Below are 16,245 nucleotides of genomic sequence, written 5' to 3'. Positions count from 1 at the left end.
ATTGCAGCGCGGGGCGGTGCCCGCCTTACCCCGTTTCGCGGCAATGCCGCCGAAAGGCGCGTTTGAGCATGTCGAGTTCGGCGCGCAGCAGGTCCATCTCGGCCCGAATGTCATCGCCAAGCGCTTCATCCGCGATCAGGGTCACATGACCCAAGAGCGCCCCGCCGGTCTTTTCGGTGATAACGAGGGTCTGCACCCCATCGGCAATCGCCTCGGGTGGGAGGGCGAAGGAGAGGTGCCAGTGCCCCTCGGTCCCTTCGGCTTCCAGCGTCACCTCTGCCACCTCTTTGCCTTCATGCGTCACGCTGATCTGCGGGGCGTCGGTGCCGTTCCTGCCGGTCAGCACGCCGTGCCAGATGCCTTGGCGCAATACAGTCTTGGTCAGGTCAAAGTGGCTCATGACGGGGTCCTAGATCTGGGCGCGGGGGCGGCGCGAGAAAGTGAGGTCGCGCAGGACGAATTGGTTCATGTCCGGCCCCTCAAAGATCAGGTCGATCCATGCCGCCTCGATCCGCTTTTCGTTGAGGTTGCTATAGGCCAGATCAAATTCGACGCTGATATTTTCCTGACCAATGGGCAGTTCGCGGACGATCTGTTCAGTGTTCGGACCATGGCGGATGTTGAGCCGGGCAAAGATCTCAAGCGGGTGTTCTAATTGCACGATCGTATCCATGCGGATCAGGTGGCGGCGTTTCAATCCGGTGATGGCGTCGGTGGGCAGGTTAATCACCAGCGACAGGAAAGACCCATCAAATTTGAAGACATCGAGTTGCAGCCCATAGGGGGCCAAATCGGCCTCGCGCAGGTTGCGCAACTGGCGCAGGGTCAGTTCCGATTGCGCGCAATCGTGGAATAGGGTCACTTCCTCGCCCAGTGTGGATTTGGTTTCGACCGACGACATCCCCGGCGTGGCAAGCGGGCCGCGCCAAAGTTCGGGTCGCCATGCCCAATCGGCGTTATGCGGTTTCGGAAAGCCGCTGGCGCCGATCGCGGGCAGGGCGAGGCGGTCTTCTGCGCGGTGAATAAGACGATCCAGTTGGGCGCGCAGCAGCCGGGCGCGGCTGCGTTGGCGGCGCAGGGTGGCAAGATCGACCGTGGCGGCCTTGCGGGCCGTATCGGCCCAACGTTGCAGCGCGCGGGCATAGAGCTTGCTCTCCAGATAGCCGCTGGGGAAGTTGACCATGAACCTGCGCCTCTCGTTTTGTCGCAGTCTATGCAAGGCGGGCATTTCGTTCAAATGAATAGCCCCCGTGATTGTTTCCGGGGGCGGGCAGTGTTGCCAATTTGGAAACAACGGGCGGGTCAGCTGCCAGCGGCGGCAACCTTCGCGCTTTTGCTGCGGCTTTGTCGGATCAGGTCTGCGACCAGTGCGCGGCCCTCTTCGGAAATGGCGCGGCTTTGCGGTGCGCCGTAGAGGGTGACGCTGGCGACATGGCCGCCGATCCGTGCCATGCCGCGCCAGTGGCGGGGCGACATGCCCTCGGCGGGCACCGGCCCTTGGGCCACAAAAATCGTTGCGCCTTCAATGCTGCCGGCCTCTTGCAGCTGGCTCAGGCCAGTGGCCTCGGCGACCTGTTGCGGGGTGGGCAGAGGGGCCTCCGCCTCGGCCTCGATCAGCGCCAGCGTTAAGATGCCACGCGGCGCGGCGGTGACGACCTCCGGTAGGCCAAGCGCATCGCAGCGCGCCATCAGGGCAAAGCGGCGTTTGAGGCTTTTGGGGTCGATGCAATAGCCCTGCGGGGGCACCACCTGCACCGCGCCCCCGGCCAGCGCCGTTTGCCGCAGGGGTTTGTCGGGCGCGCCGGTACTGCCGCCAAAGGAAAAACCCTGACCGCCTTCGCAGGCGGACAGGGTGAGCATAGCAAGTGCCGCAAGAGGGCGTTTAGAGGTCCATGTAATCATGGGTCTCGGCCTGAGCGCCCGGATGTGTCACGGCACCAAGGTAGGTGGGGCCAACGAGCTTGGCATATTTCCACAGCGCGCCGCTTTGGTAGTTCGTCGCACGGGGGCCAGACCAGCCTTTGCGGCGCTCGGCTAGTTCATCCTCGCTCAGATCGACGCTGATGCTGCCGGTGATGGCATCAAGGGTGATCATGTCGCCGTTTTTCAGCAGCGCAATCGGCCCGCCGTGTGCGGCTTCTGGCCCAACGTGACCCACGCAGAAACCACGTGTCGCGCCCGAGAAGCGGCCATCGGTGATCAGAGCCACCTTCTTGCCCATGCCTTGACCCGAAAGTGCTGCCGTGGTCGCCAGCATCTCGCGCATGCCGGGGCCGCCTGCGGGGCCTTCGTTGCGGATCACGAAAACGTCGCCTTCGGAATAGGCGCGGTTTTGCACGGCTTCAAAGGCGTCCTGCTCGCATTCGAACACCAGCGCCGGGCCGGTGAAGACGATGTCTTCTTCCGACATGCCCGCGATTTTCACGATAGCGCCTTCGGGGGCGAGATTGCCTTTGAGGCCGACAACGCCGCCGGTTTTGCTGATTGGGTTGGCAACCGAGTGGATCACCTTGCCGTCGGCCTCGCGGTCGATGCGGTCCAACTCCTCGCCGATGGAACGGCCCGTGGCGGTCAGGCAGTCGGTGTGCAACAGGCCCGCCTTGCGCAGCTCCTTCATCACCACCGGCACGCCGCCCGCGTCATAGAGGTCTTTTGCCACGTACTGACCGCCCGGTTTCATGTCGACGAAATAGGGCGTGTCGCGGAAGATTTCGCAGACGTCTTCGAGGTAGAACTCGATCCCGGCTTCATGGGCCATGGCGGGCAGGTGCAGACCGGCGTTGGTCGAGCCGCCGGTGCAGGCCACAATGCGCGCTGCGTTTTCAAAGGCTTCGCGGGTGCAGATGTCGCGCGCGCGGATGTTCTTTTCGATCAAGTTCATGACCGCCGCCCCCGAGGCTTCGGCATAGGCGTCACGGCTCTCATAGGGAGCGGGCATGCCCGACGAGTTCGGCAGCGCGAGGCCAATGGCCTCTGACACGCAGGCCATGGTGTTTGCGGTGAACTGGCCGCCGCAAGCACCCGCCGATGGGCAAGCCACGCGCTCAAGCACGTCCAAAGCGGCCTGCGACATGGTGCCGTTTTGGAAGCGGCCCACGGCTTCGAACATGTCCTGCACGGTCAAATCGCGGCTGGCGAAATCTTCGGGCACATCGGCCCCGGCAGGTGCTTTGCCCGGCAGGATCGACCCACCATAAAGGAAGACCGACGGCACGTTGAGGCGCAGCATGGCCATCATCATTCCCGGCAGGGATTTGTCACAGCCCGCCAGACCCACGATGGCGTCATAGCAGTGGCCGCGCATGGTCAGCTCTACCGTGTCGGCAATTGCTTCGCGCGAGGCCAGCGAGGAACGCATGCCCTCATGGCCCATGGCGATGCCATCGGTGACGGTGATGGTGGTGAATTCGCGCGGGGTGCCCTGTTCGGAATGCACGCCAACTTTTACAGCCTGCGCCTGACGGTTCAGCGCGATGTTACAGGGGGCAGCTTCGTTCCAGCAGGTGGCGACGCCCACCAGCGGCTGGTGAATCTCTTCTTCGGTCATGCCCATGGCATAGTAGTAAGACCGGTGCGGCGCGCGGGCCGGGCCTTCGGTCACGTGGCGGCTGGGCAGCCGGGATTTGTCGAAGCGGGGCGTGGTGGACATCGGTGGGCTCCTTGAAACGTCTTGAACGGAATAGAGGGGCAGGGGCGGTGCTGCAAGGCTTTGGCGCGTATGAGGTGGGGGAACTGTTGTATCGCAGCGTGTTAGGGCATAGGTTCTGACCTTCTGACGCGGTCGGTTGGAACCGCCCGCAAGCGTGAAAGTCCGGCATATGCTCTGCAACAACCACCCCCGATCTGACCTGCGCCTCCTATGACGTGGCGGCCTGATTACAACGCGCATGCGGAGTTTGTCGCGCCCGCGCGCGCCTCATCGGCGCTTTGGCGGTTTTTCTTGGGGTTGTTCGTGGCGGTGGTGGCCTATGTTGCGCTGAACGAGCTTTATTTTCAGACGGTCTATGCGCTGGCAGGCACGGCGGCGGCATCGCTGCATGGCAACCTGCTTGAAGGGGCCACGCCGCAGGCCATGTATCTGCTGCTGTTCAGTTTTGGGACCATGGCGATGGCGGTCGGTGTGACTGTGCGGGTCGTACACCGGCGCAGCGCGGGCAGCTTGCTGGGCGTGCCGGGGCGGCTTTGGCCGAGTTTTCGCGCGGTGTCCCTTGCTATGCTGGCCCTTGGGGCGGTGCTGCTGGTCCTGCCGCCGTGGGACATGGGCGGCGAACTGACGCCGAACCTGCCGCTTGGCCGCTGGCTGCTGCTTTTGCCCCTGTCGCTGCTGGCGGTGTTGGTGCAGGTCAGCGCCGAAGAGATCGTCTTTCGCGGCTATGTGCAGCAGCAACTGGCGGCACGGTTTCGCTCGCCGCTGATCTGGATGGTCCTGCCCTCGGCGCTGTTCGCGCTTGGTCACTACTTGCCTGCCGAGGCAGGGGAGAATGCGCTGATGGTAGCGCTCTGGGCTGGGGTTTTCGGCATATTGATGGCGGACCTCACCGCGCGCTCCGGCTCGCTTGGGCCCGCCATCGCGGTGCATCTGTGGAACAATGTCTCGGCCATTCTCATTATCTCTCTGCCGGATGATCTCTCGGGGCTGGCGCTTTATCTGACGCCGTTTTCGATGGATGACGCGGCGGCGTTGCGGACTTGGTTGCCGGTGGATTTCGCGTTGATGTTGGTGTCGTGGCTCGCGGCAAGGCTGGCGATACGCCGCTGATTGCAATTTCCCCATGCGGGGATTATCTGGAACGGAACCACAGCAGAGGCCTGCCAATGAACTGGATCACAAACTACGTCCGTCCGCGTATCAACTCGATCTTCTCGCGCCGCGAGACGCCGGACAACCTGTGGACCAAGTGTAACGAATGCGGCACCATGCTGTTTCACCGCGAGTTGGCGGACAATCTAAACGTCTGCACTAACTGCGGCCACCACATGCACATCAGCCCGCGTGAGCGGTTCAAGGCGCTGTTCGACGGGGGCATCTTTACCGAGGTGAAGGTCCCTGCACCCACGCCCGACCCGCTGCATTTCAAGGATCAGAAACGCTATCCCGACCGGATGAAGGCCGCGCAAAAGCAGACGGGTGAGCATGAAGCCATGCTCGTGGTCACGGGTGAGATTGGCCGCACGCCGATTGTGTCCTGTGCGCAGGATTTTTCGTTCATGGGCGGTTCCATGGGCATGTATGTGGGCAATGCGATCATTGCCGCCGCTGAAGAAGCCGTGAAGCTGAAGCGCCCTCTGGTGCTGTTCTCCGCCGCCGGTGGCGCGCGGATGCAAGAAGGTATCCTGAGCCTGATGCAGATGCCGCGCACCACGGTCGCCGTGCAGATGCTGAAAGAGGCGGGCCTGCCCTATATCGTCGTGTTGACCCATCCCACCACCGGCGGCGTCACCGCCTCCTATGCGATGTTGGGCGACGTGCAGATTGCCGAGCCGAACGCGCTGATCTGCTTTGCCGGGCCGCGCGTAATCGAACAGACCATCCGTGAGAAACTGCCCGAGGGCTTTCAGCGGGCGGAATATCTGCTCGACCATGGGATGCTCGACCGGGTGACCAAACGGACCGAGATGCGTGATGAATTGATCACCATTACCCGCATGCTGATGGGCCTGCCGCCCGCCGTGCGCGGTGACCTGCCCGCGCCAGAGGAAGTGGAGGTGGCCGAGGCCGCCGCCGCCGTTCAGGCCGCAGCGGAGTTGCCCGCCGATACGCCTAAGAAGAAATGAGCACGCCTTCATCGGATGTCATCCTTGAACGGATGATGGCGCTGCATCCCAAAATCATCGATCTGACGCTCGACCGGATGTGGCGGCTGCTTGACGCTTTGGGCAACCCCCAAAACGGCCTGCCGCCGGTGATCCACATCGCGGGCACCAATGGCAAAGGGTCGACCCAAGCGATGATTCGCGCGGGGCTAGAGGCGGCGGGCAAGACGGTGCACGCCTATACCTCACCCCATCTGGCGCGGTTTCATGAGCGTATTCGCGTTGCAGGGCAGCTGATCTCAGAACCCGATCTGGCGGCCGTGTTGGATGAATGCCACGCCGCCAACGGTGGCGAAGAGATCACCTATTTCGAGATCACCACCTGCGCCGCCATCCTCGCTTTTTCGCGCAGCAGAGCCGATTACACGCTGCTGGAGGTGGGGCTAGGCGGGCGCTTGGATGCGACAAATGTGATCGACCCGGCGCTGACCGTGATCACCCCGGTGTCGGTCGATCATCAGCAGTATTTGGGCGAAACGCTGGCCGAAATCGCGGGCGAGAAGGCTGGCATCATCAAGCGTCTTGTGCCCTGTGTGGTCGGCCCGCAGCAAGACGCCGCGCTTGAGGTGATCGAAAACCGCGCCGCGAAACTGGGCGCGCCGCTTTTGGCCTATGGCCAGCAATGGCATGTCGCGCCCGAAGCGGGGCGCATGGTCTATCAAGATGAGCGTGGCTTGCTTGATCTGCCGCGCCCCAATCTGCCTGGTGACCATCAGATCATGAACGCGGGGGCCGCGCTGGCGGCGCTGCGCCAGCTTGGGATTGATGCAGAGGCTTGCGAGGCTGCAGTGACGCAGGCGCAGTGGCCCGCGCGGATGCAGCGGCTGTCAGAGGGGCCGCTGGCCCGCATGGCGCCCGAGGGTGAGCTTTGGCTGGACGGCGGGCACAATCCCGCCGCAGGCGTGGCGCTGGTCGCGACGTTGGCCGCCTTGCCGAAACGCCCGACGCATCTAATCTGCGGCATGTTGAACACCAAGGATATCGCCGGATACTTGCGCCCCTTGGCGGCAGAAGCGGCAAGTCTGACCGCCGTGTCGATCCCCGGCGAGGCGGCGACCCTACCTGCCGAGGCGACGGCCAATGCGGCGCGCGATGTCGGGTTCGAGACCGCCGAGGCCGAGAATGTCACCGCGGCGCTCAAGGCGATCATCGCCCGCGAACCCCATGCGCGTGTGCTGATCTGCGGCTCACTCTACCTTGCCGGTAGCGTGTTGCGTGAAAACGTCTAGTTAACCATATTTGGGTGTACCGCTGCTGCGAACTGCAGATGTGGTGTATCTTGGTCTTAGGAAGTCTCCCCTTTCGAATTTGACCGAGGTGTCCCCATGCGCAATTTCAGCCAGTCCGCGCGTCACGATCAGGACGATGCACGGAAATATCAATTTATCTTCATGGCCATAGGTGTCGCCATCATCGCAGGCGGCCTGTGGTGGCTTTATGAAGTCGAGCGGCCTTATCACCCGATTTTGCAGGGCAATGACCTGCATATGCAGCCGGTCAGTGATTCCTGATTTGGCGGCAGGGGGCGGTCAGCGCCCCCAATCTTCCCCCTGCATTTCGCGCAGTCGGGAGGCTGTGCGCTCGAACTCAAAGGTGCCTTCGCCTTCGAGATAGAGCATTTCCGGCGCGGCGGCGGCAGAGCAGATCAGCCGCACCTTGGCCTCATAAAGCGCGTCGATCAGCGTGACAAAGCGCTTGGCCTCGTTAAAGTTCGAGCGGCCGAGGGTGGGGATGTTGTCCAGCAGTAGCACCCGCACGGCCTGCGCCAGCGCGAGGTAATCCGCGGCCCCCAAGGGCTGCCCGCAAAGCGCGTGGAAACCGGCGCGGGCCATGCCGTTGTGAAAGGCCGGGATCACCACTTCGCGGCCCTTGACGTGGAGGGTCAGCGGCTCGCCCTGTGTGCCTGCTAGATCGTCCCAAACCGCATCCATCGCGGCGCGGCTCTCGGCGTTGACGGGGGTGAAATAGACCTGCGACCCGGCCAGCCGATCTTGGCGGTAGTCGGTCGGGCTGGCAAGTTCATGCACCACCATGCGCTCTTTGATGAGGTCGATGAAAGGGACAAACACCTCGCGGTTGATGCCGTTTTTATACAGGTCATCGGGCAGGCGGTTGGAGGTGGTGACGACCACGACCCCGGCGGCAAAAAGCGCCTCGAACAGGCGGCCCACGATCATCGCGTCGGTGATGTCGGTGATCTGCATCTCGTCGAAAGCGAGCAGGCGCACGCTGTCGGCCACATCGCGGGCAACGGGCGCGATGGCGTCATCCACGCCGGTCTTGCGGACCTCATGCATGGCGTTGTGGATTTCCTGCATGAAGGCGTGGAAATGCACCCGGCGCGCGGGCACGTCGGGCAGATGCGCCACGAACATGTCCATCAGCATGGATTTGCCGCGCCCCACGCCACCCCAGAGGTACAGCCCCTTGGGCGGTTCGGGCGCCTTGCGAAAGAAGCTTTTCTTCGGCGGGTGGGCCAGCGCATCGCGGATGCGGTCAAACTCCGCCATGACGGTTTCTTGGGCCGGGTCGGCCTGTAGCTTGCCCTCGGCGACAAGCCGGGCATAGGTTTCGCGCATATTGCTCATGGCGGGAGAGATAGCGTGCTGGTGGGGGAGAGGAAAGGTGGTCTTGTGGAGAGGGCCAGCGCCTGCCCGTGGGTCGGCGATCCACGGCAGGTCGCTGCCACTTTATGGCTCAACCATGATGCGCGTTTGCCAAGTCCCACCCAGCCGTACTAAATCGCCTACCCGTCCGGGCGGGCAGGCGATGGCCCGGCGCCTGCGGCTTGATTCCGGGCCGAGTGTGTTTACCAGTCCGTCGGCCCCTTCTCGGCAAACTCATGCACGAGGAAGTCGATGAACGCCCGCACCTTGGGCTGGGTGAACCGGCCCGGAGGATAGACGGCGTAAATGCCCTGCGTCTCCAGCGGCAGTTCGGGGATGGCATCCTCGACCAACCCTTTCTCCATCGCATCGGCGTAAAGAAAGCTCGGCAGATAAGCGATCCCCAGTCCCGAAATCGCGGCGTTCAAAAGGCTCTGCCCGTCATTGACCGACAGCCAGCCCGCCGTGCGGACCTGCCGCTTTTCACCCGAAGGTGCGGTCAGTTTCCACACATTCCCCGACGACTGGTTCGAGTAATGCAGCAGCTTGTGATTGTTCAGATCGTCGATCTTTTCCGGCCGCCCGTACTGCTCGAAATATTTCGGGCTGGCGATCATGCGTTTGGTCGTCTCGGTCAGCTTGCGCGCGCGCAGGGTGCTGTCCTCCAACTCTCCGATGCGCACGGCCATGTCGAACCCTTCCGAGATTAGCTCAACGTAGTGGTTGTTCAGGACCATGTTCACCGTGATGTCGGGGAAGTCCTGCAAGAACTCCGACAGCGCAGGTGACAGATGATTCACGCCAAAGTCCGTCGCCACCGATATCCGCAACAGCCCTGAGGGCGCCGATTGCATTGAGGTGACCAGCGCATCGGCTTCGCCTGCGTCGTTCAGCACGCGGCGGGCACGGTCGTAATAGGCCAGCCCGATCTCCGTGGGCGACACGCGGCGGGTGGTACGGTTAAGCAACCGCGCCCCCAAGCGGGCCTCAAGTGAGGATACATGCTTTGAGACGGCGGATTTCGAGATCCCCATCTTCTTGGCAGCATCTGTAAAGCCGCCTTGATCCACCACTGTGGCAAACGCTTCCATTTCCGTAAGGCGGTCCATTGCCTGTCCCTTCACATTGATCTTGTTGCCCTCAGGTATGGGCGGCAATTCAGGCAGGATCGGGGCAGAGGCAAGACAGTCCCGTGGTCTTTGCGGGGATCGTTCATGGCATGGAAACGGCAGAACAATCCGTTTCCGAGGGGCTTACAGCCAGCGCAGCCATTTCAGAACCGCAAGCATGAGCGCGGCGAGGCCCACCATGGCAAGGCAAAGGACCGCAAAGGCACGCGGATCGTCCACGCCGGGCATCCCACCAACGTTCACGCCGAAAAGCCCGGTCAGAAACCCCAGCGGCAGGAACACGGCGGCGGCGATCGACAGCACATAGCCATGGCGCGCTTGGCGTTGGGCGACTTGGTTGTCGTGTTCGTCCTGTACCGTGACAATGCGTTCTTGCAGGGCGTCCAGTTCCTCCACCACGATGGCGGTGCGGTTGGCCAACTCGCGCAGCTTCATCGAATCGACATCCGGGACCAACGGCAGGTCTAGGTCCGCCAACCGCTCCAACGCGCTGCGCTGCGGGGCCAGGTAGCGTTCGAGTTTGATCGTGCTGCGGCGGGTGACGGGCAAGTCTTTCGGCGGCGGGGTGCTGAGATCTTCGAGGTCGGTTTCATAGAAAGCCGTGCGGTCCGCCAACCGCGCCACTTCGATCTGCACCCGTGCGGTCAACCTTGAGACCAGCGCTTCGAGGAAGGCCGAAGGCCGGGCCGGGGCATTGCTCTGGGCAGCCAGCGCGCGCAACTCATCGATGGCAAAGACCCGGCGCATCCGCACGGTGATCACCACCGCATCCGTCACCCACATCCGGACCGAGACCATCTGGTCGGCCTGCTGCCCTTCGTTCAGGTTGATGCCACGCAGATTGAGGATCAGACCGTCCTCATACTCATCGCAGCGCGGGCGCGTTTCGGGTTGCAGCAATGCGCCTGCCGGGATCTCGGGCAGGTGTTCTGCCAGCCATGGCGCCAGCGCGGGATCGGCCATGTCGAAATGCCACCAACGGTAGCGCGCAGGCCCGGTCAGCAGGGTGTCTTCGGGCACCGTGGTGGTGCCGTCATCAGATATGTCAAAGACGCAGAGGGGCATGGTCACCTATTGGCTGGCAAAAGCGGTCAGGTGATTTAGCGGGTTGCGCGCGCCGGGTGCAAGGGCGCGCGCCAGCGCACAGGGTTAGAAGACGCGCTCAAACGCATAGGGTCAGAGGGCTGCAGCCAGACGTGTGCCTTGGTTGATCGCGCGTTTCGCGTCAAGCTCTGCCGCCACATCGGCGCCGCCGATCACATGACAGGCGGTGCCGCTGGCCTCTAGGGTGTCGGCAAGACTGCGCTCAGAGAGTTGCCCGGCGCAGAGCACGATGGTGTCGGCCTCGATCAGCGTGGGGTTCTCCCGCGCCTCGCCAAAGGAAATGTGCAGCCCCTGTTCGTCGATACTTTCGTAGTTCACACCCGCGATCATCTGCACGTTGCGCATAGTGAGAGAGGCGCGATGAATCCAGCCCGTGGTTTTGCCCAAGCCTTTGCCGGGTTTGCTGGTCTTGCGCTGCAGCATGGTGATCTGCCGCGCAGGCGCGGGGGGCTGTGGCCCTTCGGGGGCCAGCCCGCTGCGATGCTCGCCCGGATCGGTGACACCCCATTCGCGCATCCATTCTGGCAGGTTCAGCGTGCTGCTCTCGCCATCGTGGACAAGGTGTTCAGACACATCAAAGCCGATACCGCCCGCCCCGATCACGGCGACCCGCTGGCCGACCTTTGCCGTGCCGTTCAGCACATCAATGTAGCTCACGACATTGCCGCCGTCTTGCCCCGGAATTTGTGGGTCACGCGGCACAACGCCGGTGGCGATGATGACCTCGTCGAAGCCGCGAAGCGCATCGGCGGTGGCTTCGGTCTCAAGCTCCACGGTCACGTCGCGGACCTTGAGCATGGTGCGGTACCAATCGACCAAGCCCCAAAACTCCTCTTTACCAGCGACCTGTTTGGCGAGGTTAAGTTGCCCGCCGATTTCGGCGGCGCGGTCGATCAGCGTCACCTTATGCCCGCGTTCGGCAGCCGTGATTGCGGCGGACAGGCCAGCAGGGCCAGCGCCTACGACGGCCACAGATTTCGCTGCCGCCACAGGTTCAATCCGCAGTTCCGTTTCATAGCAGGCGCGTGGGTTCACAAGGCAGGTAGAGATCTTGCCGCCGAAAGTATGGTCGAGGCAGGCTTGGTTGCAGGCGATGCAAGGGGCGATCTGGTCGGCCTGACCGGCCTTGGCCTTGGCAAGGAAATCGGCATCGGCCAGCATGGGCCGCGCGAGGCTGACCATATCGGCGCAGCCCTCCGCCAGCACCTCTTCGGCCACTTGCGGCGTGTTGATCCGGTTCGAGGTGATCAGCGGGATGCCCACCTTGCCCATCAGCTTTTTCGTAACCCAAGCAAAGGCCGCGCGCGGGACCGAGGTGGCGATCGTGGGGATGCGCGCCTCGTGCCAGCCGATGCCGGTGTTAATGATATTAGCGCCCGCTTTCTCGACCTCTTGGGCCAGTTGCACGACCTCATCGAAGGTTGAGCCATTGGGGATGAGATCGATCATCGACAGGCGGTAGATCAGGATGAAATCATCGCCCACCGTTTCGCGCACCCGGCGCACCACCTCCAGCGGCAGGCGCATGCGGTTCTCATAGGATCCGCCCCAGCGGTCCTCGCGCTTGTTGGTATGGGTGACGAGGAACTGGTTCAGGAAATACCCCTCCGACCCCATGATCTCTACCCCATCATAGCCCGCCTCGCGGGCGCGCAGGGCGCAGGCGGCGATGTCACTGATCTGTTTCTCGATGCCCTCCTCGTCGAGATCCTTGGGCGCGAACATGGAGATGGGGGATTTCACCGCGCTTGGAGCCACGCATTCGGGGGTAAAGGCATAGCGGCCCGCGTGCAGGATTTGCATGGCGATCTTGCCGCCCGCTTCATGCACCCGCTGGGTGATGATGCTGTGGTTGTCCACGTCCTTCTGGCTGACCATCATTGCCGCCCCATGGGCCACGGCACCTTCGCGGTTCGGCCCGATGCCGCCGGTGACCATCAGCCCCACATCGCCCCGCGCCCGTGCCGCATAGAACTCCGCCACGCGGTTCCAGTCGCCGGTTTCCTCCAGCCCGGTGTGCATCGAGCCCATCAGCAACCGGTTCTTCAGCGTGGTAAAACCAAGGTCGAGCGGGGCAAGCAGGTGGGGATAGTCGGACATGGCTTTACCTTTCTGGGTGGGCTGGGTCACTGTGACACCATCGGAAACGGCAGGGCAAGTCACGCGAAACGCGGCGTCAACGATGCCGGTGCCGAAACGTCAAAGCCGCAATGTGACCGCTTTGAGCCGCGCCGTGGTCGTGCTAACTCCCTCGTGAACGCCATTCAGGAGACCTGCCCTCATGACCCCCGAAGAGATTGCCAAACTGCCCTACCGCCCTTGCGTCGGCGTGATGCTGGTGAATGCCGAGGGCGAGGTCTTTGTCGGCCAGCGGCGCGACCGGGATCAGGACGCTTGGCAGATGCCCCAAGGCGGGGTGGACAAGGGCGAGGCCGCGCCCGACGCAGCCCTGCGCGAGTTGGAGGAAGAGACCGGCATCCCCCGCGATCTGGTGCGGATCGAGGCCGAGACTTCCCGTTGGCTGCCCTATGATCTGCCGCATGAACTGGTGCCCAACATCTGGAAAGGCCGCTACCGGGGGCAGGAACAAAAATGGTTCCTCATGCGTTTTCTGGGGCAGGACGATCAGGTCAATATCCAGACGGCCGAACCTGAATTCTCGGAATGGCGTTGGATGCCCGCAGATCAACTGGTCGCGAATATCGTGCCGTTCAAACGCGCGGTATACACGGCAGTTCTTGAAGAGTTTGAGGAGAAGTTATGACACGGATCATCGCCTGCGCCCTCGCCACCTTGGCCCCGCTGCCCGCGCTTGCGCTCAGTTGTCTGCCCCATTCAGTCGAGGCGACCTATCAGCGCGCGGCCAAGGCCGAAGAGAGCTATGTCGTGGTGCAGGGGCGTCTGACCTTTGACGCCGCCGCCTTGCCAAAGACCGGCAAAGTCGGGAGCAACCCGCCCGAAGAGACGCCGCTCCGGGCGCAAATCAGCGGCAAGGCGTTGTCGGAAGGGGGCTTTGACGTGCCCTTTGACCAGCCGTTGATGCTCAACGTCCTGTGTTTCGGCCCGTGGTGCGGCTCTGCCGAGGAAGGGGACGTTCTGGCCTTTCTCGAACGCAAACCGGATGGGGCCTTTGCGCTGGAAAGCAATCCCTGTGGGGGCGACCTCTTTGGTTCGCCGAAGCCTGCGATGGTCGACAAGGTGATCGCCTGTTTCCAAGGGGCGGAGTGCACGCCGGTTCGGTGATCCGGCGGTAGTTTTACCCTTCGCTTTTCCTACCCTTCGATCAGCGGCACTTGCGGCGCCGCATCGCGCGGCAGCAGGCCGGTCAGGCGCGGATCGTCGTCGATCTCGACCTGACGGCGAACGGGGGTGAAGCCTGAGCGCACATAAAACCCAAGCGCCTGGGGGCTGTCGTTAGTGCAGGTGTGCAGGTGCAGCCGGGTGATCGGCTGTTCCCAGGCCAGGGTGATCGCTTGGTTCATCAGATACCGCCCTGATCCACTGCCAATCAGCGCCGAAGTCAGCCCGAAATAGGCCAGTTCGCAGGTGCCATCTTCGGGGAAGTTCAGCTCTAGCAGCGCCTCGTCCTTGCCATCACGGGTCAGCGTATAGAAGGCCCGCGCCGGGTCTTGCAGCACCGCGGTGAGAGCTGCGTCATCCAGCTTGAGCCGCCCGTACCAGAGCCAATCCATCCCGACGCGCCGGAAAATGTCGCGAAACCAGTCGAGCGTCGGGGTGATCCTTTGAAAGGTCACACCCTCGGGCAGGGGGACCTCCCGCAGGCTGGGTTTGGCGTCCATTTCCAAATGGGTCACCACCACCGCAAGTTTGCCGGGGGGAACATCGTGAAAGCCGCTTTCAATCATCAAACCAGCCCTTCGGCCTTGAACAGGGCCATGATGTCAGTCTGGGGGCGGGGGCCGATGTGGCGGATCACCTCGCCTGCGCAGATGTTGCCCATGCGGCCACAGGTCTCCAGATCGCGGCTCGTGGCGAGACCATAGAGGAAGCCCGCCGCGAATTGGTCGCCTGCGCCCGTGGCATCCACCGGCACGACCTTTTCGACCGGCACGTCGACACGTTCCTCGCCCCGCACCAGCGTGACCCCGTCGCCCGACCGGGTGCAGACCACCAGCGGGCAAATCTCGGCGGTTTTGGCCAGTGCGGCTTCGGTGTCGTCGGTCTCCCAAAGGGCGCGAATCTCGGCTTCGTTGCCGATGACATAGCCCAGATCGTTTTCGATCAGCGCGAGGAAGTCGTCGCGGTGACGCTCCACGCAGAAGGGGTCGGAGATGGCGATGCCCGCCATGCCGCCACCCGCCGTCGCCGCGCGCGCGGCCTCGCGAAAGGCGGTTTTTCCGGCGTTATGGTCAAAAAGGTAGCCCTCAAGGAACATCAGCTTGGCCTTCTCCGTCACCGCCTGCGGCACATCGGCCGAGGTTAGCCCGGTCGAGATGCCGAGATAGGTGTTCAGCGACCGCTCCCCATCCGGGGTGACGAAGATCATGCAGCGCGAGGTGGGGTTCTCCCCCTCGGTCACCGGGGCGTTGACGAAATCAATGCCGATATCGGTCATCGCCTTGGCATAGAATTGGCCCAACTCATCATCGCGCACCCGGCCGATGAAGGCGGTCTTGAGGCCCAGCGCGCCCGCGCCTGCGACGGTATTCGCGACCGAGCCGCCCGGCGTCTGCACCCGGTCTTGCATCGCGGTATAGAGATCTTCGGCGCGGTCACGTTCGATCAACTGCATGATGCCTTTTTCGATGCCGTTCTCGGCAAGGAAAGTGTCATCAGCATGGGAGATCACGTCGACGACGGCGTTGCCGATGCCAACCACTTCGTATTGGGTCATTCTGTCTTGTCCTCGTATTGGCACAGGTCACGGATGATACAGGTGCGGCACAGCGGTTTGCGTGCCTTGCAATGATAGCGGCCATGCAGGATCAGCCAGTGATGGGCATGGCGCTGGAAATCAGCGGGGATGTTGTCTTCGATGGCGCGCTCGACTGTGTCGACCGTCTTGCCCGGTGCGATGCCGGTGCGGTTGCCAACGCGGAAGATATGCGTGTCCACCGCCTGCGCGGGCTGGCCCCACCACATATTGAGTACCACATTCGCCGTTTTGCGCCCCACCCCCGGCAGCGATTGCAGCGCCGCGCGAGAGTTCGGCACCTCGCCGTCGTAATCGTCGACGAGGATTTGGCTCAGTTTGATGACGTTCTTGGCTTTCTGACGGTAGAGGCCGATGGTCTTGATATGCTCAATTAGCCCCTCAACCCCCAGATCCAGCATCTTCTGCGGGGTGTCGGCGATTTTGAAAAGCTCGCGCGTGGCTTTGTTGACGCCCGCATCGGTCGATTGCGCGCTCAACGCCACGGCGACAACCAGCGTATAGACGTTCACATGCTCCAACTCGCCCTCGGGCTCAGGCTCTGCCTGTTGGAAGCGTGCGAAGGTCTCGCGGATGGTATGATAATCAAGTTGGCGGGCCATGGCTCTGGGTATGCGATGAATGACGCGGCAGGGCAAGCGGGGGCGGGCTGCGATACATTGGCGCAAGAAATGGGTCGCGCGGGGGCAGGGGCGTG

General features: G+C 62.9%; 17 protein-coding genes. 6 read left to right on the top strand and 11 right to left on the bottom strand.

The features are described 5' to 3' along the window. Positions 1-25: 25 nt before the first annotated feature. From T8A63_RS17410 to ilvD, 4 genes are all read right to left on the bottom strand, one after another. Positions 26-400: a hypothetical protein gene (locus tag T8A63_RS17410; protein WP_322344546.1), complete on the bottom strand. Its 375-nt coding sequence runs from the start codon at positions 398-400 to the stop codon at positions 26-28. A gap of 9 nt (positions 401-409) precedes the next feature. After that, positions 410-1,183 (bottom strand): DUF6478 family protein, encoded by a 774-nt coding sequence (locus T8A63_RS17405; protein WP_322344545.1) that lies wholly within the window; start codon positions 1,181-1,183, stop codon positions 410-412. Positions 1,184-1,302: 119 nt separating this feature from the next. Beyond that, the gene (locus tag T8A63_RS17400) at positions 1,303-1,860 is read right to left on the bottom strand and encodes a hypothetical protein (protein ID WP_322344544.1); all 558 of its coding nucleotides are present in this window, start codon (positions 1,858-1,860) and stop codon (positions 1,303-1,305) included. Positions 1,861-1,882: 22 nt separating this feature from the next. Further along, positions 1,883-3,649, bottom strand: coding sequence for a dihydroxy-acid dehydratase (gene ilvD, locus T8A63_RS17395; RefSeq protein ID WP_322344543.1), 1,767 nt, complete (start codon positions 3,647-3,649; stop codon positions 1,883-1,885). Between the two features lie 210 nt (positions 3,650-3,859). Here ilvD and T8A63_RS17390 point away from each other — a divergent pair, with 210 nt between their 5' ends. The 4 genes from T8A63_RS17390 (at position 3,860) to T8A63_RS17375 (ending at position 7,325) form a co-directional block, all read left to right on the top strand. After that, positions 3,860-4,759, top strand: a complete 900-nt coding sequence (locus T8A63_RS17390) for a CPBP family intramembrane glutamic endopeptidase (RefSeq protein WP_322344542.1) — start codon at positions 3,860-3,862, stop codon at positions 4,757-4,759. Positions 4,760-4,815: 56 nt separating this feature from the next. After that, positions 4,816-5,775 carry an acetyl-CoA carboxylase, carboxyltransferase subunit beta gene (gene accD, locus T8A63_RS17385; protein WP_067941664.1) on the top strand — a complete coding sequence of 320 codons (960 nt, stop codon included), beginning with the start codon at positions 4,816-4,818 and terminating at the stop codon, positions 5,773-5,775. After that, a complete protein-coding gene (locus T8A63_RS17380) occupies positions 5,772-7,043 on the top strand; it encodes a folylpolyglutamate synthase/dihydrofolate synthase family protein (RefSeq protein ID WP_322344541.1) in 1,272 nt (423 codons plus the stop codon). The genes accD and T8A63_RS17380 overlap by 4 nt, the downstream gene beginning before the upstream one ends. A gap of 96 nt (positions 7,044-7,139) precedes the next feature. Next, complete coding sequence (locus tag T8A63_RS17375; RefSeq protein WP_067629297.1) at positions 7,140-7,325, top strand: hypothetical protein; 186 nt, start codon at positions 7,140-7,142, stop codon at positions 7,323-7,325. An 18-nt stretch (positions 7,326-7,343) separates the two neighbouring features. Here the strand turns inward: T8A63_RS17375 and zapE are convergent, their stop codons facing one another. From zapE to T8A63_RS17355, 4 genes are all read right to left on the bottom strand, one after another. Beyond that, a complete protein-coding gene (gene zapE, locus T8A63_RS17370) occupies positions 7,344-8,402 on the bottom strand; it encodes a cell division protein ZapE (RefSeq protein WP_322344540.1) in 1,059 nt (352 codons plus the stop codon). Positions 8,403-8,623: 221 nt separating this feature from the next. Further along, on the bottom strand, positions 8,624-9,529 hold the full coding sequence (locus T8A63_RS17365) for a LysR family transcriptional regulator (protein ID WP_322344539.1): 906 nt from the start codon (positions 9,527-9,529) through the stop codon (positions 8,624-8,626). Positions 9,530-9,673: 144 nt separating this feature from the next. Next, on the bottom strand, positions 9,674-10,615 hold the full coding sequence (locus T8A63_RS17360) for a zinc transporter ZntB (protein WP_322344538.1): 942 nt from the start codon (positions 10,613-10,615) through the stop codon (positions 9,674-9,676). A 111-nt stretch (positions 10,616-10,726) separates the two neighbouring features. Then, the gene (locus T8A63_RS17355) at positions 10,727-12,754 is read right to left on the bottom strand and encodes an NADPH-dependent 2,4-dienoyl-CoA reductase (RefSeq protein ID WP_322344537.1); all 2,028 of its coding nucleotides are present in this window, start codon (positions 12,752-12,754) and stop codon (positions 10,727-10,729) included. A 181-nt stretch (positions 12,755-12,935) separates the two neighbouring features. On the opposite strand from T8A63_RS17355, the gene T8A63_RS17350 reads away from it, so the two are divergent. Beyond that, positions 12,936-13,418 carry an RNA pyrophosphohydrolase gene (locus tag T8A63_RS17350; RefSeq protein WP_322344536.1) on the top strand — a complete coding sequence of 161 codons (483 nt, stop codon included), beginning with the start codon at positions 12,936-12,938 and terminating at the stop codon, positions 13,416-13,418. Continuing rightward, entirely contained in the window at positions 13,415-13,897 is a 483-nt protein-coding gene (locus tag T8A63_RS17345; RefSeq protein ID WP_067941674.1) for a hypothetical protein, read from the top strand. The genes T8A63_RS17350 and T8A63_RS17345 overlap by 4 nt, the downstream gene beginning before the upstream one ends. Positions 13,898-13,926: 29 nt before the next feature. Here the strand turns inward: T8A63_RS17345 and T8A63_RS17340 are convergent, their stop codons facing one another. The 3 genes from T8A63_RS17340 to nth are packed head-to-tail and all read right to left on the bottom strand — an operon-like array spanning position 13,927 to position 16,150. Further along, positions 13,927-14,520, bottom strand: coding sequence for a GNAT family N-acetyltransferase (locus tag T8A63_RS17340; protein ID WP_300050181.1), 594 nt, complete (start codon positions 14,518-14,520; stop codon positions 13,927-13,929). Next, entirely contained in the window at positions 14,520-15,509 is a 990-nt protein-coding gene (locus T8A63_RS17335) for an adenosine kinase (RefSeq protein WP_322344535.1), read from the bottom strand. The genes T8A63_RS17340 and T8A63_RS17335 overlap by 1 nt, the downstream gene beginning before the upstream one ends. Continuing rightward, positions 15,506-16,150 (bottom strand): endonuclease III, encoded by a 645-nt coding sequence (nth, locus tag T8A63_RS17330; protein WP_322344534.1) that lies wholly within the window; start codon positions 16,148-16,150, stop codon positions 15,506-15,508. Before nth ends, T8A63_RS17335 begins: the two co-directional genes overlap by 4 nt. Positions 16,151-16,245 lie beyond the last annotated feature (95 nt).

The sequence above is a fragment of the Sulfitobacter sp. OXR-159 genome (genome assembly GCF_034377145.1).
Lineage (GTDB): Bacteria > Pseudomonadota > Alphaproteobacteria > Rhodobacterales > Rhodobacteraceae > Sulfitobacter.
Note: the sequence above shows the minus strand (reverse complement) of the source record. Positions and strands in the feature narration are given on the sequence as shown.